Below are 5,342 nucleotides of genomic sequence, written 5' to 3' on the forward strand. Positions count from 1 at the left end.
GGTGGGGCCGTCCTCCTCCACGACTTCCTCGAGCTCTTCGAACTCTTCGAGGTCGAGCTCCTCGAACTCCTCGAGCTCCTCGAGCTCCTCCGCTGGCTCGGGCGCTGCGGCGACTTCGGGCTCCGCCGCAACTTCGGGCTCCGCCGCCACTTCGGCCTCGTCCGCGGTGACTTCGGGCTCGTCCGCCGCCACTTCGGCCTCGTCCGCCGCGACTTCGGGCTCGTCCGCCGCCACTTCGGCCTCGTCCGCCGCCACTTCGGCCTCGTCCGCGACTTCGGGCTCGTCCGCAGCGACTTCGGCCTCGTCCGCCGCCACTTCGGCCTCCGCGGCGGGTTCGGCCTCGTCGCTCGCGCCAGGAGCATCCGGCTCCGGCTGATCGACCGCCAGGCCGAGCAGCTCGTCGGCCTCCGGAGTACCGAGGGTGATCGGCCCGGTGTCGACGGTCTCGAGCACGGGCTCCGGCTCGCCGACGCCGAGGACCGAGTGGTCGGGCGGGGGCGGCAGCTCGTCCGCGCTGGTTGGCTGGGGCGCCGAGGGTTCGCGCCGACGGCCCCGAGGTGCCGCAGCTGCGACCACCACGGGGACCTCGTCGTCGTCGTCGTCGTCGTGGTCGAGCTCGACGTCGATGTCGAAGGTGGCAGTGTGCGCGTCGTCGTCGAGCTCGCGGGGTGTCGCGTCGACGTCGTGTCGTCCTGGGTCGGACGCGGGCTCCGTCGGCTCCGACGCGGCCTCCTGCGCGGCCTGCTCGGGGGTCTCGACGACGCTGGGTCGAGCCTCGGCTTCGACCTCGACAGGATGCTCTGCATCCTCAGCCCCATCGCTCGCGACCTCAGCGATCGGCGTCGCCTGCTGTCGAGCCGCCGCGACGTCGATCTGCGCGTCAGCCTCGAGCAGCTGCAGCAACGGATCTGGCGCGCCGTCTGCCGACACCTGGGCCAGCCCGGCGACCAGTTCATCGGCCCGCTGGCGGGCCCAGGCCATCAGCTCGTCCGCGTCGAGACCCTCGCCGTCGAGCAGCTCGCTGAGCTCCATGGCGCGCACCATATCACGTCGAGGCCCGCGCTGAGGTTCTGCGCACGATCGAGGGCGGTCGCCGGTGGGGGATCTGAACGAACTTTCTGTATTGATGGCTGTATCGATGGCTGCATCGATGGCTGTATCGATGGCTGCATCGATGCAGCCATCGCTGGCTGCATCGATGACCGCGCGGGCGCACCGACTACTTGGACAACTGAGCAGCGAGCTGCGTCGCCGCGTCGGCGACCGCTTGATCGAGCCCAGCGAGCTTGGGACCGCCGGCCTGGGCGAGGTCCGGCCGGCCACCGCCGCGACCGTCGATATGCCCCGCCAGCGCCCCCACGAGCTTGCCCGCGTGAACTTTCTTACCCGCGAGGTCCGAGGTCACGGCGACCAGCAAGCTGGCCTTGCCGTCGCGCTCGGCCGCGAGCACGACCACGCCAGACCCCAGCCGGTCGCGCAGGGTGTCGGCCGCGTCGCGCATGACCTTGGGGTCTGCCGCCCCGATCTTGCGAACCAGCAGCTTGACGCCCTCGACCTCGATGACCTCGCTGCTGCCAGCCCCGCCCGTCGCGAGCTTGCGCTCGACCTGGGCCAGCTCCCGCTCCTTGAGCTTGAGCTCCTCTTGCAGCTTGCTCAGACGGACGAGCAGGTCGTCCGGATCGCGGGCGTGGAGCTCGGCCGCGGCCTGCTCGACGATCGACGCGGTGTGCTGGACCCAGTCCAGCGCCCCGGTGCCGGTCACGGCCTCGAGCCGGCGCACGCCCTGAGCGACGCCGCCCTCGGACACGATCTTGAACAGCCCGATGTCCCCAGCCCGCGCCACGTGGGTGCCCCCGCACAGCTCGACCGAGCTGGTGCCGATCGTCACGACCCGAACCTCGTCGCTGTACTTCTCACCGAACAGCCCGATCGCCCCGGCTTGCTTGGCGTTGGCGAGGCTCATCTCTTCGGTCCCGGTCGCGGCGTTGGCCATGACCATCTCGTTGACCTGCCGCTCGATCGCGACCCGCTCCTCGCGGGTCAGCGGGCGCGGGTGGGAGAAGTCGAAGCGCAGCCGATCCGGGGCCACGAGCGAGCCCTTCTGCGCCACGTGCTTGCCGAGCTGCTCGCGCAGGGCGTGGTGCAGCAGGTGGGTGGCCGAGTGGTTGCGGCGGATCGCGTCGCGCCGGGTCACGTCGACGCGCAAGCTGAGCTGGTCGCCAACTTTGATCCGGCCGGACGCGAGCTTGGCGTGGTGCACGATCAAGCCGCCCGTGGGCTTTTGCGAGTCGGACACCTCGAGCCGGACCTCCGCTGGGCCCGAACCCGAATTATCGATGGTCCCGTGGTCGCCGATCTGCCCGCCGCTCTCACCGTAGAAGGGGGTGCGATCGAAGATCAGCTCGACCGCGTCGCCCTCGCCGGCCGCGTCCACCCGCTGTCCGTCGCGAATGATCGCCTGCAGCGTGGCGCGCTGCTCGACCTCGGCGTAGCCGAGGAACTGCGTGGCCCCCAGCTCGTTGGCCAGCTCGAAGTAGACGTCGTTGATCTTCGCGTCGCCCCCGACGAACGCGCCATCGCCCGCGCCCTGCAGCTCGCGGACCCGCGCGGCGACCTCGTCCTCGTCGAGGGTCAGGCCGTGCTCGACCGCGATCACCCGGGTCAGATCGATCGGAAACCCATAGGTGTCGTACAGCTTCGCCGCCGGATCCACCGGGAACGCCTGGGCGCCCGCGGGCAGCTCGGCGAGCGTGGCCTCGACCATCTTGAGCCCGCGATCCAGGGTCCGACGAAACGCTTGCTCTTCGATCTGCACGGCGTCCGCGATCGCGGCCCTGGCCTCGCGCAGCTCCGGGTAGGCGTCGCCGAACTGGTCCACGACGAGGTCGCAGATCTCGTGAAAGAAGGGCTCGTCGAGCCCGACCAGGGTGCCGTGACGGATCGCCCGCCGCATGATCCGGCGCAGCACGTACGAGCGCCCGCTCTTCTCCGGGGTCACGCCGTCGGCGATCAAGAACGCGGTCGCGCGGGCGTGGTCGGCGATGACCCGGAAGCTGGCCTCGCGCTCGCCCTGATCCCCCGACACGCCCGCGAGCTGCTTGCCCCGCTCGACCAGCGGCGCGAGCAGGGTGGTCCCGTAGTTGCTCGACGCCCCCTCGAGGATCGCCGCCAGCCGCTCGAGCCCCGCGCCCGTGTCGACCGAGGGCGCGGGCAGCTTCTCCATGCGGCCGCCCTCGTGCTTCTCGTACTGCATGAACACGAGGTTCCACAGCTCCATGTAGGCGTCGTCTTCGTAGGCCGGCCCCTTGCCCGGCTGGCCCCCGGTAGCTGGCGCCGGGCCATCGCCCCTGAAGATGTGGATCTCCGAGCACGGCCCGCACGGACCCGTGTCGCCCATCTGCCAGAAGTTCTCCTTGGCGTCGAACGCATAGATGCGCTCCTTCGGGACCAGCTCGGCCCACAGGTCGTACGCCTCTTGATCGAAGGGCGCGTCGTCGCCCTCGCCGTTGAACACCGAGACCACCAGCTTGTCGGCCGGGAACCCGAGCACCTCGGTGAGGAACTCCCAGGCCCAGTTGATCGCGTCGCGCTTGAAGTAGTCGCCGAACGAGAAGTTGCCGAGCATCTCGAACAGCGTGTGGTGGCGCGGCGTGAACCCGACGTTGTCGAGGTCGTTGTGCTTGCCGCCGGCCCGCAGGCACCGCTGGGCCGTCGTCGCCCGTCGGTAGTCCCGCTTGTCGCGGCCCGTGAACACGTCCTTGAACTGGACCATGCCCGCGTTCACGAACAGCAAGGTCGGATCGTTGAAGGGCACCAGGGGCGACGACGCGACGCGCTCGTGGCCTCGCTCGGCGAAGAAGTCGAGGAACGCGGTGCGCAGCGCGTGAGCGTCGGTCGGGCGTGACACGGCCATTTGGCCGGAACATATCCGGTTTCGGATCAATTTTTTGCTTGCTGGGCCCGCTCGCAACGCCGTGGATCGGGCGCGAGCGTGTGTTTGGTCCGTGCCGGCGGTCGTCGGGCCCTGATCGCGCGGTGCGCAGGCCCTCCGGCGGTGCCCAGGCCCTCAGTTGCCGAGGGTCACCTGGGTGGCCCCGGCCTTGCGCAGCCAGGTCGCCACGCGGGCATGGTCGGCCGTGCCCGCGATCAGCAGGGCCTCGTCGATCCGGGCGCCGCACCCCAGCTCGCGCTTGAGTCGGGGCAGCAGCTCGGTGAGCTGGGCGGGACCGAGGCCCTCGACGAAGGTGACGGTCTTGCCGCCCTGCCCCTTCTTCTGGCGACGGACGATCAGGCGGGCCGTGGCGAGCGATGAGCCGGCGGGCTCGGCAGTGGCGGCCGGCGGCTCGGGCTGGCTCGCCTCGACGGGGGCCGCCGGGGCGTCGGGCAGCAGCGCAGCCAGGCCCGCGAACGGACTCGACGTGAGCGGCGCCGCGTCGCTCACGTCGAGCTTCGCCGGCTGCTTGGATCGCTTGCGCATGCCCGGCCCGCTCACGGAAACGGCACGTCGTCGACGCAGGCGACCGGCGTCCACGGGGCCGCCAGGTTGTTGCAGTTGTGCGGCAGGTTGCCGATCAGCGTCGAGGTGCCGTCGTCCACGTCGATGCTGTACAGCCGCGAGCCGCCGCCGAAGTTGGTGCACGCATACAGCTCGTGGGTGGCGATGTGCCAGTCGATCCCGACCGAGTCGAACTGCGTGTCGATCGTCGCGATCTCCGTCGCCTCACCCGTGAACAGGTCGAGGGTGTAGAGGCTGTCGGTGAGATCGTTGATCGCGTAGAGCCCCTGGATGTCCGCCGACCAGCTGGTCCCGGAGTAGTGGAAGTCCACCCCCAGCGGGCCGATCTCGGTGCCCGCCCCGTTGACGGTGCTGAGCGTCAGCAAGATGTCGGCGCTCACGCTCAGGCCGAACAGCGTCTCGGCCTCGACGCCGTTGGCCGTGATCCCGGGGATCGAGCCGAAGTTGGTCGGCCCGATCGTGGTGACCTCGCAGGTGCAAGGGTCGATCAGGTCGAGGGTCTGGTCCGTGCCGTTTGAGCCGTAGAGCGTGCCTTCGAGCCCAAAGGTGGTCGATGGATAGCCGTCGTTGACGTTGAGCTGGCACAGCGCAACCGTGGTTGCGTCCACGGTGCTGACCTTCAGGAGTTGGTGGGACTGGTTGTTGACGCTGAGCAGCCACGGCGTGATGAGGTCGCCGTCGCCATCACCGTCGCCATCACCGTCCCCGTCCCCGTCGCCATCACCGTCGCCATCCCCGTCGCCATCACCGTCCCCGTCGCCATCACCGTCCCCGTCGCCATCACCGTCCCCGTCGCCATCACCGTCCCCGTCGCCATCACCGTCCC

The 5,342-nt window shown here is 70.0% G+C and carries 3 protein-coding genes and 1 pseudogene; all 4 read right to left on the minus strand.

Annotated features, from left to right (window positions below; genetic code table 11):
• Nucleotides 1-1,032 (minus strand): annotated as a pseudogene (locus ENSA7_RS17725) (hypothetical protein); the annotation flags it as partial.
• 187 nt (nucleotides 1,033-1,219) lie between these two features.
• On the minus strand, nucleotides 1,220-3,907 hold the full coding sequence (alaS, locus tag ENSA7_RS17730) for an alanine--tRNA ligase (protein ID WP_372237566.1): 2,688 nt from the start codon (nucleotides 3,905-3,907) through the stop codon (nucleotides 1,220-1,222).
• Nucleotides 3,908-4,066: 159 nt separating this feature from the next.
• Nucleotides 4,067-4,477: an SUI1 family translation initiation factor gene (locus tag ENSA7_RS17735; RefSeq protein WP_106090484.1), complete on the minus strand. Its 411-nt coding sequence runs from the start codon at nucleotides 4,475-4,477 to the stop codon at nucleotides 4,067-4,069.
• Nucleotides 4,478-4,488: 11 nt separating this feature from the next.
• A partial coding sequence (locus ENSA7_RS43810) for a hypothetical protein (protein WP_181233851.1) occupies nucleotides 4,489-5,342 on the minus strand: 854 nt, incomplete at its 5' end.

The organism is Enhygromyxa salina (assembly GCF_002994635.1).
Taxonomy (GTDB): Bacteria; Myxococcota_A; Polyangia; order Nannocystales; family Nannocystaceae; genus Plesiocystis; species Plesiocystis salina_B.

Bases quoted from the DNA above. Each gene is read 5' to 3' on its own strand.
- ENSA7_RS17735 (WP_106090484.1), bottom strand. From the start codon at position 4,477: ATGCGCAAGCGATCCAAGCAGCCGGCGAAGCTCGACGTGAGCGACGCG.